The 24,416-nt window shown below is 40.2% G+C and carries 11 protein-coding genes and 1 pseudogene; 5 read left to right on the forward strand and 7 right to left on the reverse strand.

Annotated elements, in window-relative coordinates; genetic code table 11:
• Window positions 1-331: 331 nt before the first annotated feature.
• The 5 genes from ACFILD_RS05300 (at window position 332) to ACFILD_RS05320 (ending at window position 10,051) form a co-directional block, all read left to right on the forward strand.
• Complete coding sequence (locus tag ACFILD_RS05300) at window positions 332-1,498, forward strand: tyrosine-type recombinase/integrase (protein ID WP_375664858.1); 1,167 nt, start codon at window positions 332-334, stop codon at window positions 1,496-1,498.
• A 207-nt stretch (window positions 1,499-1,705) separates the two neighbouring features.
• Window positions 1,706-1,906, forward strand: coding sequence for an AlpA family transcriptional regulator (locus ACFILD_RS05305; RefSeq protein WP_011180791.1), 201 nt, complete (start codon window positions 1,706-1,708; stop codon window positions 1,904-1,906).
• 140 nt (window positions 1,907-2,046) lie between these two features.
• Window positions 2,047-2,889 carry a toprim domain-containing protein gene (locus ACFILD_RS05310; protein ID WP_375664859.1) on the forward strand — a complete coding sequence of 281 codons (843 nt, stop codon included), beginning with the start codon at window positions 2,047-2,049 and terminating at the stop codon, window positions 2,887-2,889.
• Window positions 2,886-4,493, forward strand: coding sequence for a YfjI family protein (locus ACFILD_RS05315; protein ID WP_375664860.1), 1,608 nt, complete (start codon window positions 2,886-2,888; stop codon window positions 4,491-4,493). The genes ACFILD_RS05310 and ACFILD_RS05315 overlap by 4 nt, the downstream gene beginning before the upstream one ends.
• A gap of 578 nt (window positions 4,494-5,071) precedes the next feature.
• Entirely contained in the window at window positions 5,072-10,051 is a 4,980-nt protein-coding gene (locus ACFILD_RS05320) for a DEAD/DEAH box helicase (RefSeq protein ID WP_375664861.1), read from the forward strand.
• Between the two features lie 975 nt (window positions 10,052-11,026).
• Here ACFILD_RS05320 and ACFILD_RS05325 read toward each other — a convergent pair.
• The 7 genes and pseudogenes from ACFILD_RS05325 to ACFILD_RS05355 all read right to left on the reverse strand — a co-directional run bounded on the left by ACFILD_RS05325 (window position 11,027) and on the right by ACFILD_RS05355 (window position 24,346).
• A pseudogene (locus ACFILD_RS05325) lies at window positions 11,027-13,647 on the reverse strand (DUF6990 domain-containing protein).
• A gap of 99 nt (window positions 13,648-13,746) precedes the next feature.
• Window positions 13,747-14,316, reverse strand: coding sequence for an SMI1/KNR4 family protein (locus ACFILD_RS05330; protein ID WP_375664862.1), 570 nt, complete (start codon window positions 14,314-14,316; stop codon window positions 13,747-13,749).
• 108 nt (window positions 14,317-14,424) lie between these two features.
• On the reverse strand, window positions 14,425-14,889 hold the full coding sequence (locus ACFILD_RS05335; RefSeq protein ID WP_375661071.1) for an SMI1/KNR4 family protein: 465 nt from the start codon (window positions 14,887-14,889) through the stop codon (window positions 14,425-14,427).
• A complete protein-coding gene (locus ACFILD_RS05340) occupies window positions 14,886-15,377 on the reverse strand; it encodes an SMI1/KNR4 family protein (protein WP_375664863.1) in 492 nt (163 codons plus the stop codon). The genes ACFILD_RS05335 and ACFILD_RS05340 overlap by 4 nt, the downstream gene beginning before the upstream one ends.
• 51 nt (window positions 15,378-15,428) lie before the next feature.
• Complete coding sequence (locus ACFILD_RS05345; protein WP_375643772.1) at window positions 15,429-15,821, reverse strand: HNH/ENDO VII family nuclease; 393 nt, start codon at window positions 15,819-15,821, stop codon at window positions 15,429-15,431.
• A 261-nt stretch (window positions 15,822-16,082) separates the two neighbouring features.
• Window positions 16,083-16,658 carry an SMI1/KNR4 family protein gene (locus tag ACFILD_RS05350; protein ID WP_375643771.1) on the reverse strand — a complete coding sequence of 192 codons (576 nt, stop codon included), beginning with the start codon at window positions 16,656-16,658 and terminating at the stop codon, window positions 16,083-16,085.
• 62 nt (window positions 16,659-16,720) lie between these two features.
• Window positions 16,721-24,346 (reverse strand): DUF637 domain-containing protein, encoded by a 7,626-nt coding sequence (locus tag ACFILD_RS05355; protein WP_375664864.1) that lies wholly within the window; start codon window positions 24,344-24,346, stop codon window positions 16,721-16,723.
• Window positions 24,347-24,416 lie beyond the last annotated feature (70 nt).

Consider the following 24,416-nt stretch of genomic DNA (forward strand, 5'->3'; position numbering starts at 1 on the left):
TCACCAAAATCTCTTAACGCCTTAATGCGATAAAGTTTTTTACCCTCACGAAGAATTGTTTGATTGGTGAGTTGATATTTTTTGACAGAATTTTGCATAATAAATCCTTACGAAATTAGGTTTTTAATTGACAGCCCATAAGGGCGCCGGGCGCTAGCAACACATTGATTTATATAGATAATTCACTGTTTTACATGTTGAATTAAAGACCCGAATATAGTAAGGTTTTCTCATTCTAAACCCTCTCAGATTGAATCAATTAATATCACTTGCTTGCACGTCAAAAGCGGGGCTGGTGTGTGGGTAAAAACTGTAGAAGAAAGGAGTAAAAATGGTCCTTATGAACCGTCTTAATGCAAGGGCTGTCGCAACATTGGGGGCTGGCAAATATAATGATGGTGCCGGCTTGTTACTTCATAAGCGTAAAGATGGAGGTGCTCAATGGCTTTATCGTTATACCATTCATGGTCGACGTCGTGAAATGGGCTTGGGGGCGTTGCGAAATGTTTCTTTAAAAAAAGCCCGTGAATTGGCAAATCAATGGCGTTCTGTTTTGCATGAAGGGCGTGACCCCATTAAAGAACGCGATAAACAAAAGCGTGAGGCAATAAGCAATCTCCATTACTTAAAAGATATTGCTCTAGATGCTTTTGAAAGTCGTAAAGCTGAATTAAAAGATGATGGTAAGACTGGAGACTGGTTTTTACCTTTACGGCTTTATATTCTGCCCAAATTAGGCTGTCTGCCGGTTTCTGAGATTACACAAACAGAAATACGCAATGTTCTTACTCCCATTTGGCATTCAAAAGCTGCAACAGCAGAGAAAGCACTGAATCGTCTTAATATATGTCTCAAACATGCGGCTGCCTTAGGATTAGATGTTGATTTACAAGCAACAACAAAAGCACGTGCTCTTTTAGGTAAACAACTCCATAAAACACAAAATATACCAGCCATGGATTGGAAAGATGTTCCTGCCTTTTATCAGACACTCAGTAAAACGATAACAATGACACATTTAGCTTTGCGCTTGCTTATTCTGACAGGGGTTCGTACACGCCCTTTACGTTATATCCATAAAGATCAGATTGAAGGTGATATCTGGACAATCCCTGCTGAAAATATGAAAGGAAAGCGTGATACGACAAAAGAGTTTCGTGTGCCTTTATCAACAGAGGCATTAGACATTTTAAAACAAGCGCGCTCGCTTTCACGCAATGATTTCTTTTTTTCTGCAACTGGTCGAGGTCCTCTTGGTGAGAATTGCATGTCACAATATATGCAACAGATTGGACTTGAAGCACGTCCGCATGGATTTCGCTCTAGTTTACGCGATTGGCTTGCTGAAACAACCGATGCCCCCTATGAAGTCGCTGAAACCATTCTAGGTCATACAGTTGGCGGCAAAGTAGAGCGTGCCTATCGTCGTACTGACTATCTAGAACAGCGTCGTGTCTATATGGATAAATGGGCGGCATATGTCACTGGTCAATCTTAAGATATGGGGTGCATAACCCCATGATCTGTGGATAACTTTAGCTCTCTTTTCTCTCATTCTCTCTCAATAAGATTCATCACGTATCACATCAGAAATTGTATAATAAAATATTGTTTTCTATAAATAAAACATCTTTCTAAATGAACCAAAATGTGGTTAATAAATAGTTATGATTTGTTCTCATTTTTTGATAGAAAGGATTTTAGTATGACAGAAAATGATATTCTTTTGACAGACCGTGAAAGTGCAAAATTGCTTCATATGAGTGTCTCAACTTTCCGCCGTCATGTGACCAATGGCTCTCTCCCCAAACCCCTAAAATTTGGTTTTTTATCGCGTTGGTTACAATCGGATCTTATCAATGTCATCGAACAAGCAAAACAGCAACGTCAAAGTGACGCGGCATAAAAAAAACCTTGTCACGTAAGGACGGACAAGGCTTTCTCAAACTCATTACCCTAGAGTTAGCATAATCCGTCCTATGGTGCAATATTCATAGGATAAAAACATGTTTTCTTAATATAAATGCTCGGGGCATCACAAATGCCTTGCATGGGGTTTGGCATGGATATTATGGGATAGCCCGTTGTCCTGCTCATGATGATAGGCTGCCTAGCTTATCCCTTACCAATGTACATGATGGGCGCCTTTTACTCATTTGTTATGCTGGCTGCTCTTTTAGAGAGATCATACAAGCGCTCATCAGAATTGGCTTGCTTGGAAAACAAGCCTTTAATCAGACGCTTTCTTTATCAAAACAGATTTCTGCTGATCTCAAACGAGCAAAACAGAAAGCAGAGAGAGCAAAAGCAATTTGGCAACAATGCCAACCAATCAAAAATACTTTAGCAGAAACCTATTTACGTATGCGGGGTATTACATGTGATTTGCCTGCTGATTTACGCTTTCACGACAACTGTCCGCACCCATTAGGGATTACACTGCCCGCGTTGGTTGCTTTTGTTAAGGGTGCTGGCTCCTTTGCTATTCATAGAACCTTTTTACAAGCCAATGGCTGCAAAACAGATCAGAAACCAGCAAAAGCCATGTTGGGATCTGTAATGGGCGGTGCTGTGCATTTAAGTCAAGCCAATCCAAAACATCTGGTTATTTGTGAGAGCATTGAAACGGGGCTGTCTCTGCTGTCTGGGTTGTTATCAGAGCCCGTGAATTTATGGGCGTCTCTTTCAACCAGTGGCATGAGGCATGTGAATTTACCTCCTACAAAAGCCCGTCTCACCATTGCAATGGATGGCGATGATGCGGGTCGTAAAGCAGGTTTTACCCTCGCTGCGCGTGCCTATAGACAAGGCTTTGAGGTCTTTATCATGCAAGCCCCATACGGTCTAGATTTCAATGATGTTTTGATACTGAAAGGTATAAATAAATGAGAGAGAATAAAAACAATATTGTAGAGAACAACAATCAAAATGTTTCATTCAATGATAACGATAATGTTTCTTTAAATGATAAGACTTGTTTAGAAGCTATTTCTTATGAAGTTGCCTTGCAACAAAATGGTTGGGGGGAATTAAAGCCTATCACGGCGGCTCTCTTACCCGTCAAGCCTTTTAATCCATTACAGCTCCCCATGCCATTCATGGATTATGTTTATGACGTTTCAGAACGTCAACAAGCCCCTATGGATTTTATTGCTGTCGCTGCTCTCTGTGCCTTGGCGGCTGTCATTGGTAATGGCGTGCGGGTTGCTCCAAAACAATATGATGATTGGACGATTGTCCCTAATCTCTGGGGCGCTCTTATTGGTCAATCATCAACATATAAAACACCAGCCATGAAAGCCGCTTTAGCGCCCATTACTTGCCTTCAAAAGCAATGGTATAAAGAGTGGTTAAAACAGAAAGAAAAACAAGAAATTGAAGAGAGATTTGAAACTTTAGACAAACGAGAAAAGGAAAAACAAGCCCATAAAGCGATCAAAAAAGGAGATCTTGAAACAGCCCGTGCTCTTTTGTCTGAAGCCCCTTCTAAAGATAATACACATGATGATGATGTCTCTCGTTTTATTGTCAATGATGTGACGGTTGCAAAGCTTGGGGAATTGTTAAAAGAAAACCCCCGTGGTTTATTGTTGGTTCGTGATGAATTATCTGGTTTTTTATCCGATTTGGAACGGAAGGAATATCAATCAGACCGTTCTTTCTATCTAACAGCTTTTAATGGCAAAAAATCATACACCTATGACCGTATAGGACGTGGAACCATTTTTATTCCCAATGCAACCATTTCCATTATTGGAGGCATTCAACCTTCACGAATTATTCCCATCATTCAAGCCATGCACCATGGAATAAACGATGACGGTTTATTGCAACGGTTTCAAATGATTGTGTGGCCCGATGAAAATCAAGAATGGAAATTGATTGATAGACCGCCCAATCAAGAGGGCTGGCAAAAGTATGAAGGTGTTTTTCGCTCTTTTCGTGATAAACGATTAGGTTCTCCAGAACACCCGCTGATCATGCGTTTTATGCCAAAAGCACAAGAGAAATTTTATGAATGGTTAGAAAACCTTCATAGAGAAGCAAAAGGGGGTCGTTTCTCCGAAAGCTTACAATCGCATGTTTTAAAAATGCCAAAGACCATAGCAAGCCTTGCGTTAATTTTTGAACTTCTTGATAGTGGTGGTTTTGAAATTGGTCTCTATGCCATTACAACAGCATTGCGTTGGGAAAAATATCTATTAAGTCATGCAAAACGTCTTTATGCGGCGAATGATACATTAACAGCAGAGCGTGCAAAATTAATTGTTGAACGCTGTGATCATTTACCCGATGTTTTTACAGCAAGGGATGTTTATAAACGTGATTGGAAATGTTTAACAGACAATCAAACCGTTAAGCAAGCTTTAGAGCTTTTATGTCGTTGTAACTATATTCGTGAAATCTCTGGAGAGAATAACTCCCAAGGCGGTCGACCTACCATACGTTATGAATGGCACCCCTTAGTGAAAAGTCATAAGACATCACACTGAGGCAATTTGGAAATCTTATAAAACATTAAACAATATAACAGTGAACCTTTAAAGCACTCCCCATCATTAGTTATGGGGGTTATGGGGGTTCTTTTTACCCCCCTTTATATATATTTTTTAGTCAAAAATAAAAGTTATTATATTTCAAGTGGTTAATATTTTACAGATCTAAAAAAACAACCTATATCGACATTACAACCTATAAATTCAACCAATAATATATGTTTTGTAGGTGTTTTGGGGGTTTTAAAAACAGACAAAACCTATCTATAAAATAATTCATAAAACTTATCAAAATACTCATTCTGATGTTTTAAAGTCCATGGTGCATTTGTCTTGATTAACAGGTCAATTAACACATCAAATAAACAGCAAATTTCACTATTTTGCTGATCTTATCTCATGTCATGGGCTGTGGATAAACAGCATTAAAAAAAACTTTTGAAAAAAATTTATCCGCTTTTTAGCATTTTCCGAATTTTTCACACTATTCATTCAAAATGGATTTAATAAGCTTCATTTTGATTCTTTTGAAGAGAATTAATCAATAGAATATATTGTCATGGAGTTTATTCTTTATGCTTCGCCCTCATCATTCTGATCATGAACATGTCTCTTTACGCTCTCTCTTAGAATATTATCGTCAACAAGCAAAATCACCTCGTGAATTGGGAACACTGTTCGAAAATCTTGTCATGGCTTATCTTATGCATGACCCTCTCCATTATGGACGATATGAAAAGGTAGAAACCTATTATGAATGGGCTGAAGAGCGTGAAGGTTGGAATAAAAATGATATCGGCATTGATCTGGTTGCTAAGCTTCGTCATCAAGAAGGCTATGTGGCTATTCAGTGTAAGTTTTATAAAGCAGATCATCAGATTAGTAAAAAGGATATTGATAGCTTTATCGCTGCCTCTGGAAAAGACATCTTTAAATATCGTCTTCTCGTTGATACCACAGAAGTGGAATTAAGTGACAATGTGAATGCCATGATTAAAGGACAAGCGATACCCGTTTATCGTATTGACCTTCGTCATATGGAAAACAGTCGGATAGATTGGCAAATATTTGCAACAAAACAAGAAGTTCTTCTGAAATCAACAAAAGAGCCTCGTCCCCATCAAGAAGAAGCCATCAAGAAAGTCTGTGAAGGGTTAAAAGAAGCAGATCGTGGCAAGCTGATTATGGCATGTGGAACGGGGAAGACTTTCACTAGCCTTAAGATAGCAGAAACCATAGCAGGAACAGGCAAGCGTGTGTTGTTTCTGGTTCCTTCTCTGGCTTTAGTTTCGCAAACAATCCGTGAATGGACAGCCGATGCACAAGTCCCGTTGCGTTCCTTTGCGGTTTGTTCTGATACGAAAGTAGGCAAGCGTCGTAAAAACCAAGATGATATTGTTGGCATGGAAACATCAGATCTTGTTCTCCCTGCTACAACAGATGCGAAAGCCCTTGCCAAAGAAGCTTGTGAAAACCTAGCAGATGCAATGACGGTCATCTTTTCAACCTATCATTCTATCCAAGTGATTTCGGATGCACAAAATACCCATGGGTTACCTGAATTTGATCTGATCATTTGTGATGAAGCCCATAGAACAACTGGTGTTGTGTTGGGAACAGAAAAGCATGAATCTGAATTTATCAAGGTTCATGACAATAGCATTATTCGAGGCAAAAAACGCCTCTACATGACAGCAACCCCAAAGATCTTTAGTGACAAACTGAAAAGGAATGCTTTCTTATCCAATAACGTTTTGGTGTCCATGGATAATGAAAAACTCTATGGCAAACAACTTTACACTTACAACTTTTCACGTGCTTTAGAGGATAAGCTGTTATCACCTTGTAAAGTTATCATATTAGTTGTCAACGAAGAAGAAGTAAGTCAATCCATTCAACATCTGATTACCGATAAGAATTATGAACTTATTCTCGATGATAGGACCAAGATTAATGGCTGTTATAGAGCCCTTACCAAAATGGATCTGAAACTTGATCTTGAAGATGACCCCAAACCCATGCGTAGAGCTTTAGCTTTTTGCAAAGATATTGATACTTCTAAACGCATATGCAAAAGATTCAAAAAAGAAAAAGTGCAAGAATCTTTACGCGCTCTTCATAAAAACTATAAAGATGCTCCTCCTCTTAACTGTACCCTTGCCCATATTGATGGAACCTTTAGTGCTAAAGAGCGTACAAAACAACTTGACTGGTTAAAGGAAGATGCGGGGGAAAATACTTGTCGTGTACTTACCAATGTACGCTGTCTTTCTGAAGGTGTTGATGTACCCGCTCTTGATGCTGTTCTATTTTTACACCCGCGCAAAAGTCAAATTGAGATTATTCAAGCGATCGGACGTGTAATGCGTCGAGCAGAGGGTAAAAAAAGAGGCTATATCATTCTACCCGTTGGGATACCCGCTGATATTCCGCCGGAAATAGCCTTAGAAAACAACCAAAAGTATAATGTCATCTGGCAAGTTCTCAATGCTTTACGTGCTCATGATGATAACTTTAATAAAATAATTCACCATATGCACAAAAAACAAGACGTAAGCGATGCTCTTGAAATTGTTGCTGCTTCTCAAGAACTTGCGTTAGAAGATACGACCACGGTTATTGATGATTTACCTATACGCTCAAAATTAGAGTATTCAGGACTTAATATTGGGTTAGCAACTTATGAATCCTCTCACACATGTGAAGAACAAGGAGAACTCCCCCTTTTTTCTAAATGTAAAGATGTCATTAAAGCTGCTATTGTTAATAGATTTTACGACCCTAGCTATTGGAAAAAATGGGCAATAAATGTTGGTGATCTTGCTCAAACTCATATCACACGCTTAACTGAGGTTTTGACGAAATCAGAAACTGAAACACGGCGTGTGTTTAATGATTTTATGACCGAATTACGTAGTAATTTAAATACAACTATCTCCGAACAAAATGCGATTGAAATGCTTGCGCAACATCTTGTGACGCGTCCAGTCTTTAATGCTTTATTTGAGGGGCATCAGTTTGTTCAAGAGAATCCCGTATCTTGTGCTTTACAACGTGTACTCAATGTCCTTGATAAAGTTACCCCTAAAGAAGAATCTCAAGATCTCAAAAATATTTCTAAGAGTGTACAATTTTACACGCGTGGAATTACCACTCTTGAAGCACAACAAAGTTTAATTGTAGAGCTTTATAATGAATTTTTCCGTTATGCTTTTCCGCGTACAGTAGAAAAATTAGGCATTGTTTATACTCCCATTGAGGTTGTTGATTTTATCATTCATTCTGTTGATGATGTGTTGCGTCATGAATTTGGAAAAAGTCTAGGATCACGTGGTGTTTCTATTCTTGACCCTTTTACGGGTACTGGGACCTTTATCACACGGCTATTACAATCCAATCTCATCAAACCAGAGGATATGGAATATAAATACCGTTATGATATCCACGCAAATGAGATTGTCTTGCTAGCCTATTACATAGCAGCCATTAATATCGAAGCAACCTATCATGGTCTTATGAAAGGAAATTATATCCCTTTCAAGCATATTGGTTTGACTGATACGTTTCGAATGATTGAAAAACAAGATCTTATGGAAGGTATACTCAAAGAAAACAGTGAATATTTGGAACATCAGAAAAATTTGACTATCGAAGTTATCTTCGGCAACCCGCCTTATTCAACTGGTCAAAAAAGTGCTAATGATAATGCGAAGAATACCCCTTATCCCATATTAGATAATCGTATCAGTGAAACTTATGCTGCTCAATCTGAATCAATCAATATGCAAGCACTTTATGATAGCTATATACGAGCAATTCGATGGGCTAGTGACCGTATAAAAGATTGTGGTATTATTGGTTTTGTGACAAACGCAGGGTTTATTAATGCATGTTCTTTAAATGGTTTAAGAAAATGCCTCGTTAAGGAATTTAGCAGCCTTTATATTTTCCATTTACGGGGTAATCAACGAACCTCTGGAGAACTTTCGCGAAAAGAAGGTGGTAAGATTTTTGGTTCTGGATCACGGGCTCCCATAGCTATCTCTATTCTCATAAAAAATCCAGAATCTCAACAGCGTGGGAAAATATATTTCCGTGATATTGGAGATTATCTCACAAGAGAAAAAAAGCTTAAGACAATTAAAAAATTTGGTAGCATTGATGGTATTACACAGAGCAAACAAGGTTGGCAAATAATTATACCGGATAAGCATAATGATTGGCTTGGTCAACGTGATGACAGTTTCAAGACATTCCTAGCTTTAGGTGATAAGAAACCTCATAGTAAAAAACTGTTTGAGATTTATTCTTGTGGTCTAAAAACCAATCGTGATGCTTGGGCATACAATGCAAGCAATGAAACTCTCGCGAAGAATATGAGTAATATGATTACTTTCTACAATAGTGAAGTGGAGCGTTTTAATGGTGTTTATACACATGATAACGGTAAAACACGTACTAAAACTGTAGATAATTTTGTTAATGCCGATGAAAGCAAAATTAGTTGGAGTATTAATCTTAAGAAACATTTAACTAAAGGAAAGATTTTTGAATTTGAAGACACATGCCTTATTCAAAGCCTATATCGTCCTTTTACACAACAATGGCTCTATTACAATCGTGCCTTTAATGAAATGGTTGCCCAAATTCCATGTATATTTCCAATGGGGCAAGCGGTTGAAAATAGAGTAATACAAATTACAGGTACGGGAGCAAAGAAAGATTTTTCTGTTATTATGACTAAGAATGTGCCTGAATTTCAAGTGATGGAGAATAGTCAATGCTTTCCAAGATATATCTATGAAGATGCTACGGTTTCAAAAAGTAAAAGTGAGAAACAAACCCTTTTATTTACAGACTCTATAGAGGAAAACAAAACTGTTGGTTTACAGAGGCATGATGCCATAACTGATGAAGGATTAGCACATTTTAAAGCAGCTTATCCTAATGAAAAAATCACTAAGGATGATCTATTCTATTATGTTTACGGTATACTTCATTCGGAAGATTATCGTGCCCGTTATGCTGATAACCTCTCTAAAGAATTGCCTCGTATCCCGTGTGTAAAGAGTGCTGATGACTTTTGGAAATTTGTAACAGCAGGACGTGAACTAGGTCATTTGCACGTGAATTATGAAGATGTAGAGCCTTATCCCGTGATCTTTAAAAAGGGTAATCCAAAACAGACAGAAATCTCTAATCTCGAAAAATTCTATTATGTGACTGAAATGAAATTCGCAAAAATTAAGAATAGTAAGGAAAAGGATAAATCGACTGTTATTTACAATAGCAATATTACCATAACAGATATCCCTCTTGAAGCTTATGAGTATATCGTCAATGGCAAGCCTGCTCTTGAATGGGTTATGGGGCGTCAATGCGTTAAGACTGATAAAAAGAGTGGTATTGTCAATGATGCCAATCGCTATGCTGTTGAAACCGTTGGCAACCCTGCCTACCCTCTAGAGTTATTTCAGAGGGTTATTACCATAAGTTTAGAGACAATGAAAATCGTTAAGAACCTACCAAAACTAGAGATTAGAGAAACTGAATAACTTATAAAGCATGCTCACATAATGGGCATGCCAATCTTATTAAATCCGCTTATGTATTAGTTTAACTAACAGTCTATTTTATCATCTGTTATGAGATAAACTAAGATAGGAAATAATTACGTTATCAAGATCTCTTTAATGGACTTTTGTAAATTCTTTAAACGTATCATCTTGTGAGTTGATTACCTATAATCTTAAAAGGAATAATTTATCATGCGTTATTCTAAAAAGAAACCATTTGCACTTTTAGATACTCTTATTTGGATTGCTTTAAGACTTTTAAGAAATCCACTCTTAAATAGAATTAGATTTTTTTACATTGCCTTTAAAAGATTATACCGTAATCTAAAATGATAGCTTTATTGTTTTCAAAAGCTTTGTTTAAAGAGGATTATGTATATTCATTTTCTTATATTACTTATAGGTTTTGAAGGTTTCTCAAACCCCCAAAACCCCTACAAAACATATAGCATTAGTTGAGTTTACAGGTTGTATTTTGATATAGGTTGTTTTTTTTGGAAACTTGATAAAAGTTAACATATTGAAATATAATAACTTTTATTTTTTATTGAAAAATATGTAAAGGGGGGGGCGTAAAAAGCACCTCCAAAACCCCCAAAAAACCCTAAACCTCCAAAACTCATAACCATAATGGTCTTGATAGCATTTCTTATGAGTTACAAGCTATCTTTTGAAAGGCTTAAAGGATCATATGCTTTTCATAAAGCACATTTTAATCACTCACTAAAATCATAAGATTCGTCTGTTAAATAAACTGACATAACCGATAAAATAGACAAAAGCCCATTAAAAGAGATTTTGATAATCTATGAAATAATAGGTTATTTCCTTTAAATCTTGCACCAAAACCATGATCAGAGCCACACCACTGTTGAGTTTTTCAACTAGTGATCAAGGCTTTGGACCGCACCTTATTTTCTAAATTTCTGAGATCTTTTCGATATTTTTTAGGTGCTATTTCTTGTCTTTTCTTCCGATAAAATTGACTATTTTCTCTTTCCACGAGCGGGGTTGCTCCTTGCTGGTAACCTCTTGTGGATCATCAAGCTTTTCTGCCACCTGTTTAATCAAAGCGTAACTCACTTGCTTCACCTTTGCTACTTCTTTGGCTAAAGCTAATGCACGTTCAAGGTGGGTTTTGTTGATGCTCTCGTCAAAGCCTAGGTGATCCTCTGCCGTAAAGCTTTGCTGATAAGATTGTAAGGTTTCAGCATCACCCAATAAAGCAAGAGCGCCAAGATGAAGTAAAGCATAATCCGTATCATTTGCTTTAGACGTAGTGCTTTTTTTCCAAGGAGCAGTGCCATAATCAGAGCGAAGTCTTTTAGAAAGGTCAATGTCTGTTACCGCCCATTTTAGCGCGTCATCAAGTGCTTGCTTTAAGCGATCCGCAGTAACTTCTGGTTCAAAGATTTCTAACCCCTTTGCTTCAAAATTAAGCTGTATATCTGGAATATCTTCCGTGTGGGTAGGATCAATGAATTTACAAGCGGTGGAAAGAATGCCAGTACTAATCATAAAAGCGCTATCAAATTGTGGGTAATCTTTGGCAATTTCGTCGTTATAAAGAATGTCTACTTCACGATCAGCCAATTGATAGCTTGCCATATGGTCATTCTCATTGATTTTCTCGGTTGACCAGCCTAGGCTTTTTAAAAGTGCATGAGCACTTTCCATGGTGAGACGATCATCAGTGTCATCCGCTTCCTCTGTCGCCTCAACAGCAATAGTTTTGGAAGCAACAGATGCTGTTTGCGGATCCAAGCTCAAAATCGGAGCGTTTTTAGGAAAACCAGTCCGATAACGGCGTGCAAGAGCAAGGACGTTATCAATAATATGTGCTATGTTTTCCCTTATCAAAGCTGAAAAGTTTTTATCCTTCAAACTTTCCTTATAAAATTTGAGTTTTTCAACATCCCCAATAAGAATAAGTGCAATAAGGTGCAACTTCGCAAAATCATATTCACTGTCTGGGGACAAAGCCGCATAATCATAGATGATTTGATTCACATTTTGTCGATCAGCCCAGCACAAAATATCCGCACTGATCTGTTTCAGCTTGCCTTCATCCAATTCAGTACTAGAAACTGCATAAACTTCTTCTGATTCTTTAAGAACGGTATATTGGGGAGTATTGATGAAAATAGATCGATAAGCTGTAGAAAAACCAAGTGTTGAAAGAGAAACCTTGAAGGTAACAAATGGTGTCTCTCCGTTTTTATCAAGGTTGTACACTATATTAATGATACGATCTTTCTTTATAAAATAAGCATTGCAATTGTAATTTTTATCACGATAGACTGTCCAGTCCATCCTTTTTAAGTCTTCAGAAACTGTATTAAGAAAAGACAAATCTTGTAAACTAAGACGATCATCTATAGCTTTTCGCTCATTAAGGATTTTCAGATATTCTTCAGCAAATTGAACGGCCTGGTTAATATATCTCTCTACTTCACGGTCATCCAAAATTTCAGAAATCGTACCTGCTTCTAAAAAATTTTGATAAGATTTCAGAACATCAATTTGACCTGTCAATGCTAAACAAGCCAAATGCCAGACTATACGTATATTGTAGCTATACTTTTGAACACGTGTTTTGCTTTCTATTGATGCTTGTAAATCTTGGGCATGTGCCCACTGTATTATCCGCTCAGAGATTTTGATAAGCTCTTGCTCATCTAATGTCTCTACACAAATATCAATGCCTTTACCAAAACCACTAAAAACCCCCCCCCAATCGTATTAAAAGAATTATAAATATTTTTAGGAGAAACACACCAATATTCCTTACTATAGTGAATACAATTGCAAGCGACAGAAATCATTTCATTAGATATTTCAGCTTCAATACGGACATTGTAATTATCATGAAGACGTATAAAACCAAAATCAAATTGAATAAAGCGGTCGGGCAAAATCAACCACATTTTTCCAGGTTCCGTTGAAAACCACCCTTGTGTTTTAAGAACGCGCATTGCTGCTGTGAGACTTATCGAGCGCTGTTTTGGCTTCTTGCGCGTTAGAATATCGTCTAATTCCCCATTTTTATAGGCCTGTGCAAAAAAAAGCAGGCGATCATCCGATGTCATTGTTTTATAATCAGCAAATTCTGGCACAGATAGTTTTGGGGTAGATCTATCACTCCTTAAAGCCTCCATATCACCAAGTAATGCTTGTGCAACGGCAGAATGATTAGTAGCTTCCTCGCACAACTTTTTTTCAATATCCTGTGCTTGCGCCCATGCAATCACTCTATTTAGAGCGTCCTTAATATGGCTTTCGGAAAGATCCGGAGCTTTAACATTAAAATCCTCCTTCGCGTAAAACAGCACATCTCCATATTTACGCTGTGATTTTTCACCTCTAGAATATTCCCGAGCAAGACAATAAGCAGCGGTGGTGAGATCAGCCGAAAGCAAAAACTCTTTGCCTCTCTCTCCATAATTTTTTACACCATAGCCAATGCCAATAATGCGATCGGGAAGATGATAATGCGCAAAAGTATCCCCCACGTTATCACGATAAGGCTCCCAGCCCAGTCTTTTTAAAATCTCTGTGACATCTTTGGTTTGCATCATCATTCCCCCAGCATGATCTGTAATTCTTTTACATAAAAATTACTTATGTAATACTTAGGCTCTCTAGAAAGACTATATATTTCCTCACTATCAATTTCACCTCTTCCATAGTTTTTTCCAAAAACTCTTGTAAAAAGGGATAGGTTGCGGAGTGGGAGTGTTCTCAATCTTTTCAATCGGTTGGTCACCATCAAGTATCTCTTCTCCCGCGTGTACTTTAATTCTTTTGCAAAGGAATTCATAAAAATTACTGGCGTAATATTCGCAATTATCCAATGGATACATAACATAGATTGGACATTCTCCATCCCGAAACTGCGTATAATCAAAATAAAAAATTTCATCAAAATCAGCGTAACACACGACAAGCTGTTCTGATGTTGCAAAACCATCTCTTCTATCATTTAAGTTTTGGAAAACAATATCACCACCAGGGATATCTGCTCCACACTCCTTATAAAGGCTAAAGATTTCTTCACCACCAATTTCTCCTCCTACATATTTTTTTAAAAAGCTCTTATAAGAAGATGTGAATTGCAAATCGAGAGCTTTCTCCGCCTTTTCAATCCGTAGATCATCAGCCGCATTTTCTTCAGTACGAAAATTGATAATATCATTATATTTATCAACTAATTCTACAACATCATCTAAGGTATAGGTTTTCATAAGTCCTTCCCCCCTAAAAAATATTAACGACGCTTGCATTCTTGAAAAGAAAAAAATAATGGTGGTTTAACATTGCAATTTGAAAGTAAAACCACCATACAAAAAAATCTACTTCAAATTATCTGTAATCCTTTTACAGAGGAATTCATAGAAGTTACTTGCATAATATTGTGGATCTTTGGGTGGAAAATCAAAATAGAGTGCACATTCTCCATTCTGGAATTGAGAATAATCGAAGAAAAATGTCTCTCCAAAATCGGTTCTACTAACAATAAGTTGCTGTGGCGTTGCAAAACCATTTTTTCTATAATTTAAGTTTTTATAAACAATATCATCACTACGAACAATCTCAAAGTTTGTATCATAAACGCTACATATTTCCTCACCACAAATTTCCCCTCTTCCATAGTTTTTTAAAAAACTTTTATAGGAAGACGTAAACTGCAAACCAAGAGTTTTCTCTGCTTTTTCAATCAGTGCATCATCAACTGCTTCATCTGTCGAGCCAAAATCGATACTATCGCTATACTTACTAACTAATTGTGTAACATCCGATAAATTGTAAGTTTTCACGAATCTTCCCCTGCATGTTCCTTAATTTTTTTGCAAAGGAATTCATAAAAGTTACTTGCATAATAAAGGGGATCTCCAGATATTACCTCAAAATAGAGTGGACATTCACCATCCTGAAACTGAGAGTAATCAAAGTAAAATGTCTCACCAAAATCTGTTCTACTCACAACAAGCCGCTGTGGTTTTGCTAAACCATTTTTTATATCATTTAAATTTCGATAAACAATATCACCAGCAGGAATACCCATAGGATTATCATAAAGACTATAGATTTCTTCACCACCAATTTCTCCTCCTCCATATTTTTTTAAGAAAACTTTGTAAGACGATGTAAATTGTAAACCGAGAGCTTTCTCCACCTTTTCAATCTGTAAATCATCTGTTTCATTCTCTTCATCATCTTCACTACCCAAATTGATAATCTCATCATCATATTTATTCACTTTATCAATTAATACTGCAACATCATCTAAGGTATAGGTTTTCATCGATTATTTCTCCAAACTTCTTTTTTCTCTCTTTTCATCAACCGTAGAGCATTACTGCCGATGCTCTTGTCCCCATCTGTCAAAATCTATCCCTATGATACTCCATTTCATATCGATTATTCCTCCTAAACTACTGTTTTTTTGTTCTCTAAATCCTTTAGCACGTTCCTTCCAATATTCCTCTCTCCACTTACCAAACTTTTCTCTCTCTATAAGCGATTTATGTGTTTTGGAAGGAGCATGGATTACGGAATTATATTTTTGGTGAGATTCTTTGCTCATTTCTGCTATGGGCCCTTCAGGCGTTTGTGATAAATGATGCAATTCAACAGACCTTCCATCAAATCCTATCGGTGCTCTTCCTGCTTCCATTCTCTCAACATTGGTGCCCCACACTTCTTTTTTGTTTACTGTCCATTTAACCCTTTTGTTAGGATCAAACAAATCGTCTTTCTGATAGACTTTGTATGTCTGATCAAATTTGCTATCGGTAAATTTAATGGGTTTCTTTTTTAACCAATTCTTTTTTTCTTTAGCCGCAAGGTTGGTTAGTTCTTTTTTCGCCGCAAGTTTTTCAAGATCTCCCTGAGCGGCAAGTTCTGCAAGATTTTTTTTAGAAGCGAATTAAGAGATCGCAAATAATACCACTACTCGGAATATCTGCTGCATATACCTTATAAACGTTACGTATTTCCTCCCCCCATGTCATTTCCCCCATAATTTTTTCCAAAAACGCTCGTAAAAAGGGATAGGTTGCGGAGTGGGAGTGTTCTCAATCTTTTCAATCGGTTGGTCACCTTCAGGTATCTCAACTCCCACGCTTTCTTTAATTCTTTTGCAAAGGAATTCATAAAAATTGCTAGCGTAATATTCGCAATCTTCAGATGGAAGCATGACATAGAGTGGGCATTCACCATCCCTAAACTGTGTATAATCAAAGTAAAAGGTTTCACCAAAATCTGTTCTGCTAACGGCAAGCTGTTCTGGTGTCACAAAACCATGTTTTCTATAATAATTTAAGTTTTGTAAAACAATGTCATCAAAAGGAATATCTTCTCCACACTCTTTATAAAGGCTATAGATTTCGTAACCAGCAATGTCTCCCCCTTTATAATGTTTTAAAAAAGCTTTATAGGAAGATGTGAATTGTAAACCGAGAGCTTTCTCTGCTTTTTCAATCACGAGATCATCAACCGCATTTTCTGCAATCCCAAAACTAACAATATCACCATCATATTTATCAACTAATTCTATGACATCCGCTAAGGTATAGGTTTTCATCAATTATCCTCCATAAATTATTTTATAAGTTTCTTTTTTCTCTTTTCATCAACCGTAGAGAATTACTGCCGGTGCTCCTGTCCCCATCTGTCAAAATCTATCCCTATGATACTCCATTTCATATCAATTATTCCTCCTAAATTATTGTTTGTTTGTTCTCTATATCCTTTAGCGCGTTCCTTCCAATATTCCTCTCTCCACTTACCAAACTTGTCTCTCTCTATAAGCGATTGATGTGTTTTAGAAGGAGCATGAATCACGGAATTATATTTGTTATGATCTTTACTGCCAATTTCTGCTATGGGACCCTCATGTGTTTGCTTTAGGTGATGCAACTCAACAGGCTGACCATCAAATCCTATCGGTGCTCTTCCTGTTTCCATTCTATCAATATTAGTGCCCCACATTTCTTTTTTGTTTTCCATCCAGTTAACCCTTTTATTAGGATCAAACAAATCATCTCTCTGATAGGCTTTGTTTGTCTGTCCAAATTTGCTATCGGTAAATTTAGTGGGTTTCTTTTTTAACCAAAGCTTTTTTTCTTTAGCAGCGAGTTTAGTTAGTTCTTTCCTAGCAGCTAGTTTGTCAGGATCTCCTTGAGCTGCAAGTTTGGCAAGATTTTTCTTGGAAGCGAATTGGGCAAAATCTTTCCTAGCAATGAACTTAATCACAGCCTTGTTGCCAAGATTTATAGCTCCCTTGGCTGCTCCAGCTCCTCCAGCAAAGTTTTCTAATACTCCGGCTGATAATCTTCCAGTTTCAAAACCAGCATTAAAAGCTCCGTCAACCCCCGCTTTTTCAAGATTCTCTTTTACGTAATCTATATCCCCTATAAACGCATCCTCAACACCTCCCCAGAATTGACCAGCACCTTCCCAGGCATCATCAATCACATGTCCACTCACGACCCAAGACGCTCCTGTTTCAATGTCTTTAACAGCCCTTTTCGCGCCCCCCCATGGATTGCTAGCAAATATCATTATTTGTAACATCATGTTCTTCACAGCGCCATCAGCTAACTCGTATAGCTTGATTGGTGTATCGGCAATGAGACCAGTCATAATTCCTGTCGAAAAAGTTCTATCTTGTTGTTCATCAATCTCGAACCATTTTTCGTTAACATCTCTTCGACACTGATCATCAGGGCACTCTTCTAACTCTTTCTTCATCTGAGCGCGTTGTGCACTACTCAAAAAGTTATTTGCAGCGGCATTACCTGCGGCATCAGCGCCGGCATCAACATTGCCACCGGCAATGGCGGCAGCAACGCCCCCAGCAGCCCTTGCAACATCAATGGTGTGGTCTCTAAAGTCAGCAAACTGCGCATCAATCTTTGCGTTTATACGCGCTTCCTCTTCCGGAGTTGGGGTGCGACCGTTTAGGTCCCCCATTTCCTCTTTCACAATACCTTGCACCCACAATTGAAACTGGAGCATAGCAGTGGCTTCACCCACAGCACCCCCCACAGCACCGGCCGTGCAAGCACCGCTCGCAACAGCGCCTTTTAAACAGCCAAGACCGGCGTGGGCAACGATTTGTGTGACCGTATCTATTTTGCCTTCTGCCTTGGCGGTACCGATTTCTTCCGCCAATGATTTGCCAACCGTATCAGACAGGGCGATGCGCAGATTGTTAAAAAAGTTCTTGTCAAGAGAGCCGCCCTCAAGAGCCGTCTGCACGCCTGTGCCAATGGCGGCTTTGATCAAGTTCTTTTTCGCTTCAAGGGCGATACGATCGACAAAAGGAGCGGTTTTTGGCAAAGATTGTCCAACACCTGCCATTTCCGTTAGTTGGCTGGTTAAGCCCGCCGTTAACATCGATGAGACAATGCTGAGAACATTCTTTGAAGAGCCAAGCTCATGCAAGGCGCCGGCAATGTTGCCGCGATTATTGACAAGAGCCACAGCGCTTTTGTTAATCAGTGCTTGGACACCTGCCTGTATCGCCGCATTCATGGCGGTACTCGAGCCAAGCCCCAAAGCACCGGTAATGGCACTGGCAGCGCCCGAGGCTGCTCCGCCCGTAACCGCCGTGACAGCCAAGGCCACGATAGCCGCACCGGCTTCTGTCAGCCCTTGGGCTTTATAATCCCAGTCTTTAAATTCAGCCTTAACTGCTTGCCAATCCACTTGCTTGGATAATTCTGGATCATCACGCAGTTGCTTGATCCATGCCATGCCTGGAGAGCGAGACAATTGCTCAAGAGATTTGTCTAAATCACCAGTTGCCTCATACTCAACAACAAAGCCATCACCCGCATCAAGCTTTATGCCACCCTTAGCATCTATGGTGACATGTTCGATGGTCTCCTTAAGGTAACCTTTATCGCTCTCACTCCACCACACAAGGTTTTCATTACGCTGATAAACATCCTTAAAATCTTGATCCTTGTTGGTCAGAAACTTGATTTTTCCCGTATCTGATGCCAAATGCGTCTGACCACCACTTGATAGCCCTGCCGCACCAAGTGTGAGATGCCCATCTTTGGCATGCATGGAGAGGTCGCCCTCTGCTTCTATCGTGGTTTTGTTTGTAGTAACTTCTGTTGATTGTTGACGAAACTTATTCTTTTGCTTCGATTTGTCGCCTTCTTTGCCCCTATCATCCAAATCAGAACTGTTAAAATCTTGCACCGAAGTCACGGTGAGAGCGCCACCACTGGTGAAATCACCATTGCCCTTGGCTTTAAACTTTCCCTCAAGGTTCAGTTCACCACCTGTGACAATGGTCAAATCTCCATCACTTTTGACTTCTGTCAAACGGTGCTCACTGCTTTGGGCGTTATAATGCCCTTTTTCCAATGTCTCCTTATGGTCACTCTCTAGCACTAATGAACCAAACGTAGCAGAACCACCGACAATCACCGTCATCGGACCGCCGCTGGTGAATTCCCCACCCTCTGAGCCAAGATCACCAAGGGATTGAATGTTTAATTCATGATCAGAGAGAATTTGTCCCTTCTGCCCAGCTCGATCAACAAAACCATATTCATTCGTGTCACGGATTTTAGCGGTACTATTGACAATCGTATCACCCGTCATGGTAACCGTATCACCATGAATAACACCGGAAGAATTGGCTAAAAGACCGTTACTGGTGAGTTCTACAGCACCTCTGGCATCTAAAAAACCACCATCATTAAACAATGTTTGCGTGGTCGAAACGTGCAGTGCATCATTACTTACCACAGCACCGCTATTGGTAAGACGGTCCGTCTCTATAGTGACGCCATTGCCTTTTAAACGTGCACTGGCAAGGTTTCCTTGCAATCCTTGTGCGTTTTTTATCCCTTGTTCTGAAGAGGAGGTTGGCGCCAAATAAACGTGGGGCACTAAGACCTCTTGTCCGTCGACAAGGTGAGTTTCAAGCCAGATCATATCCTTTTTGATCCCAGCAATCTGCTGAGGCGTTAAGGGCTTGCCTAGCACTAACCCCAAAGGACCCTGCTGCTCCACAGCATTGTCATAAAGCCTTTGCATTTGAGCGTTAGGATCTTCAACATCAAGAAGAGTGCGATTGCCTGTCAGTTCAAAGATTTGCTCACCCACCAGACGATATTCAAAATAAGCATCCCCCAATCTTTTAAACACGTGCTCAGGCTTATAATTGCCAATCTTTTTTAAGTAATAGTCCGATCCTAAAAATTTACTTGGGTTGATAAAGTCCTGTCGCGTCTCAACTAAAAACGGCACATCCGGTGATTGGCTGCCAGCTAACTCTGTCTTGACAGAGTTAAGCCCATCTTGCGTTGGCACTTGTATGGATTCTGGTGCGGGTGTTTTTGTGCTTGGTGCAAAAAGCCCTTTGTGCCCTTTCAAACCATTGATGATGCCGTCCAATCGATCATCACTAATCAGTGGTTTGGAGCCATCAAAATCGGTGTTTTTAACACCAGCCAAACCTTTATCGCCAGAGCTTAAGCCAACTTGCTCAACCCCCTCACGCACCGCATGATTGTCAATATAGCCTGTCAACTTGGCATCAAGCGTGCCACCAGCTTCAATCGTGCCATAAACAGCATCATAGGTACGTTTGGGTGTTTGGGTAAAAGTAGGACCATCCCATTCTTCTGCACCTTGCCCTATACATGCTGGATTTGTGATACTACATTGCTTATATCTGTAGCGTGTTTCAGTTACAATCTTGGTTGTTTCAATTAAATCACGCCCCTCATTGAGCAGCGTATCACCCTGCATCTCAATGTTGCCATTAGCAGCAATCAAACTATAGCTATTGCGGATATCACCGGCATGGACCGTGAGATGACGCCCTACCAAAATCTGTGCCGCATTATTGGTAAAATGAGGCTGCTGACGAATGATCGTAGTGTCGATATTTTTCTTGATCCTTGTGTGTTTATCAACATTTGGGATATTTTCCCATTCTCCTCGCACGTAACTGTGAGAAATCACTTTATCGCTAACTTCAACCCCACCTTCGCGCATGTTGGTGAGAGCTGAGACATCGAAGGTCATATCGCCTGACACGGCTTCTAAAAGACCCGAGCTGTTGATTACATGACCAGCCCGCTCTCCACTTAAACCACGGATGATGAGATTGTCTTCAGCAATGACATCGGCAAACTTATTGATAAAATCCCCATCTAAGGAGAAAATGGCAGATTTCTTGGCATAAATCAGCCCGCTATTGCTCAGATCAGCGCTCACATTGAGCGCAACCCCATCACCACTTGAACCAATACTGCCGGCATTGTCCAAAACATCTGCGGTTAAGACAAAAGCACCACCACTTTTGAGAACTCCGTCTTCACCATTTAAAACCAGAGCAACTTGCCCCAATGACGGATCATGGCTTTCTGCTATAAGCGTAAAACTGTCACTGGCTAAAAGCTGACCGGAATTGGCTAAAGACCCGAGAGTTGCATCAACAACACCGCCCACCATGATACCGGAATTGCTTAAAACATCATGGCTGTTGAGAGTAAGTACTCCGCCTTGCGCTTCCACAAGCCCTGCTTGGGTGAGTGTGCCTGCCTTCAGCGTTACATCATAGGCGCCAACCTCACTTGTCTCGCCCAGCGTCAAGATGCCATCACTGGAAAGCTCTATCCGCTTTTTAGAGACAATGCGCCCCGTTTGGTTCAGAGTGTTTTGCGCATGCAAAGCAATGGTATCATTGCTTTCTATTGTGCCACTATTGCTTAAATCACCGTGGCTGGTCAGTTGAAGGTCACCACGCTCAATCTCTATGTGCCCTGCTTGGATCACACTATCAGCAACAATATTAACTGCCCCTTGCGTAGAAATGAGACCATCAACATTCTCAAAACTGCCCACATTAATGCGCAAACCATCCCGCGCTAAAACATGTGCACCTTCATCATGTGTAGCGTTTTGTTGGTCTGAATTTGTCGTTTCAGCGCTTTTATTGACAAAAGACGTTGCAACAATCTTCATCTCACCGGCTAAAGCACTGAGAAGACCAGCCTCATTATTTATATGACCAGCACGTATCTCTTTCAGCCCACCAATGGTGAGAGCCTCTTCAGCAATAATTCTGCCCTGTGTGTTGGTTAAATCACCATCACTGAATAGATCCATAGATTTTTTGGCGTAAATCAGCCCACTATTGCTGACATTTCCTGCCACATTGAGGGCAACATTCTCACCACTGGAGCCAAGCACACCGGCATTGTCTAATTGCCCTGCGATCACAACAAAAACACCACCACTTTGAAGGACACCTTCGGATGTATTCTTCAGAAAGGCTTGTTGCGGATCGGCGCCTTCTTGTGTGCTTACCATCAAATGCAAATCATCGGTTGCAATAAACGTCCCTTGATTGGTAAATGCACCAATATGAGCATCGACACTCTCACCGCGCATTGTGCCGTTATTTGCAACCCCATCACGCACTTGAAGGGTTAATGCTCCCTCTTGGGCTTCCACAGTCCCTGCTTGGGTTAAAGCATCAGCACTTAAAACCACATCATAACTTAAAATCGTACTCTCTTGACCGGTTGTGAGCATGCCACCCGCTGTCAATGCAACCTGCTGCATACTGACAATATCACCCGTATGATTGAGGGCACCATGGGCATCCAGCGTTATCTCCCCATTAGACCAGACAGTGCCTTCTTGGATCAGGGCACCGTGATGCGCATAAAGGTCAATTTTTTGCTCTGCCACTAAGCGCGCACGTGATGTAAGCTCTGTTGCTTCCACCAAAAGAGAGCCGCCGGCGCTATAATGTCCAGCGCCTACAGTGAGCCCATCATCGGCGCTCAAGACAATATTCCCCTTGGCACCAATATGGTTGTTTAAAGCGGTGATTTGATTGGTTTTAATGGTCAGATCGCCAAGGGAAGAAACCCCTGTTTGATCATTGTCTTGCATGCGGCTTAGATCAATTGTTGCTGCTTGGATCTCTAAAAGATCACCGGCGGCTATCCGCCCATTCCCCGCCTCAAGCTTTGCTGCCTGTAAATGCAAAGAACCCGTCGCTGACTGTTGACCATCACTCCCAATACCGCTTGCTAGAAGAGCATGGGACTGGAGCTTGATCACATCGGCGTGCACATCAACAGCACCGCTTGCCGCAACGCGAGCTTGCTCAGCCAATTCAACATGTTTCAAAGCCTTCAGTTCAACCGCTTCTTCTGAAAAAAGCAGATCTTTCACATGCACACTATCGTGGTGGGAGTGAGCCTTCACCGCTCCTTTGGCGCGTGCTTTGGCAATCACCAGCTTGCCATCACTTGTCAATCTCATGGCGCCTGCATTGGCAACCATGTCTCCGCGCATTTTAACGCCGGCGCCTTTATCATTGGCAATCACGCGGATCTGCCCCGCATACATTCCACCAAACTCACTGGAATCAATCGCCAATTCTGGCTCTTTGCCATCAGAACCAAGAGAAGTTGCTTCGCGCTTGTGATAATCAAAATGATTGTGACCAGCGATAACAGCCAAATCTCCTTTGACCTGTATAGGACCCCCGACACTGATCTTGCGCGAAACAAGATCAAAAATATCTAATGCACTCCCATCAGCCCCACGAGAGCCTATGGTGATATCACCACCCTCAACACGCAACCCACTCAAAGCGCCATCGGCTCCAATAATCGGTTGTCCGGTCGATAAAGTCACCCGTGGTGTATTAATAAAGCCACAACCGTTACAGGTAATCCCATTGGGGTTGGCGATAATAACATCCGCCATATGCCCATGTACTTCGCTCACGCCTTCAAGACGCGAGCGATTGGCACTCACCACTTCATTAAGGATAACCTTTGCTGCACCGCTATAACGCAAATTGCCGTTGCCTGGCACCAATCCCCCAAGCTGTGAACGCGAGACTTCCTCAGTCGAATTGTTCAAAATCACGCCATGGGTATCAACATTGAAACTGTCATATTTGTTATGAGAAAGACCCTGTCCATTGGGGCGCACAATATCAATCAGCGGCACATCATTGCCGGCTTTCCCCACCGTGGGGCGGAAAACAGAGCCAACCCCATCAGCTGCTTTAATCCCTTGGCTCTCTTGTGCAACAGGACTTCGCGCTCCAAGCGCTTGTGCTTGCAACAACAAAGGCTGAAAAGCTAAGCAAAAACTTAAAACAAGTGAAAGCCCCTTATGGATCCCTCGCTGCAAAACACAAAGAACGCGCTTTCCTCGCTTGTATCCATATCCCAATTTATGCTTTTGATTTTTCAATCCCCGCATCTTCAGCTCCTCATAAAATTCTTTATCTCTTAAAAAAACAACCCAAAGGGATGTAAACAGCGCAGCGATA

Source organism: Bartonella sp. CL162QHHD, assembly GCF_042195435.1.
Classification (GTDB): domain Bacteria; phylum Pseudomonadota; class Alphaproteobacteria; order Rhizobiales; family Rhizobiaceae; genus Bartonella.

Bases quoted from the DNA above. Each gene is read 5' to 3' on its own strand.
- ACFILD_RS05300 (WP_375664858.1), top strand. From the start codon at position 332: ATGGTCCTTATGAACCGTCTTAATGCAAGGGCTGTCGCAACATTGGGG.
- ACFILD_RS05305 (WP_011180791.1), top strand. From the start codon at position 1,706: ATGACAGAAAATGATATTCTTTTGACAGACCGTGAAAGTGCAAAATTG.
- ACFILD_RS05315 (WP_375664860.1), top strand. From the start codon at position 2,886: ATGAGAGAGAATAAAAACAATATTGTAGAGAACAACAATCAAAATGTT.
- ACFILD_RS05320 (WP_375664861.1), top strand. From the start codon at position 5,072: ATGCTTCGCCCTCATCATTCTGATCATGAACATGTCTCTTTACGCTCT.
- ACFILD_RS05330 (WP_375664862.1), bottom strand. From the start codon at position 14,316: ATGAAAACCTATACCTTAGATGATGTTGTAGAATTAGTTGATAAATAT.
- ACFILD_RS05340 (WP_375664863.1), bottom strand. From the start codon at position 15,377: ATGAAAACCTATACCTTAGATGATGTTGCAGTATTAATTGATAAAGTG.
- ACFILD_RS05350 (WP_375643771.1), bottom strand. From the start codon at position 16,658: ATGAAAACCTATACCTTAGCGGATGTCATAGAATTAGTTGATAAATAT.
- ACFILD_RS05355 (WP_375664864.1), bottom strand. From the start codon at position 24,346: ATGCGGGGATTGAAAAATCAAAAGCATAAATTGGGATATGGATACAAG.